General features: G+C 52.1%; 1 pseudogene. It reads right to left on the bottom strand.

What is annotated here, in order from left to right:
• A pseudogene (locus LG003_RS23210) lies at window positions 1-551 on the bottom strand (phage tail sheath subtilisin-like domain-containing protein); the annotation flags it as partial.

Here is a 551-nt window from a genome sequence, read left to right as displayed (position 1 = left end):
GCGATTTTCAAATCCATGCCAGAAGGAGTAAATTCACCGCCAGCCTGGCCGCGATAGTTCAGCCGTAAATCAATGCTGTTACCGGCTGCGCCTTTGTTTTTTGCCGTAATGGATACTGTATCAGCCGAGTCAAATGCTACCGTCGCTGTAACAGGTAAAGCGGCTTTCTGATTAATCGCTGCCGATAATGCAGTAGCGACTTGCTCGGCTTTATCTGTGGCAACAGTCGTGATCTGCACACGCTGACCGCCGATATACAGCGAGATAACGCCGGTATCGGTTGCTGGACTGGATACTTTTACACTGCCCCTGGCTGCGACCATGCTATCGGCATCACTTAAGGGAAGAACCCAAACTTCAGCCGCCTGGTCATTAGCTAAATAAGCCCCAGTCATGCCGTGCAGCATTGAGCCATTGCCGTATAAATTAGCCGCTTGAGCGGCGGAAGAGACGCGCTCAGGAATATCGGGCTTTGCTGTGGAAGTACTCAGCATCTGACCGATAATCAGTGTGCGCTGTGTCGCCATGGCGCTGTTCGCCATCGAGTTGTC

The sequence above is a fragment of the Photorhabdus kleinii genome, from assembly GCF_025384885.1.
Lineage (GTDB): Bacteria > Pseudomonadota > Gammaproteobacteria > Enterobacterales > Enterobacteriaceae > Photorhabdus > Photorhabdus kayaii.
Note: the sequence above shows the minus strand (reverse complement) of the source record. Positions and strands in the feature narration are given on the sequence as shown.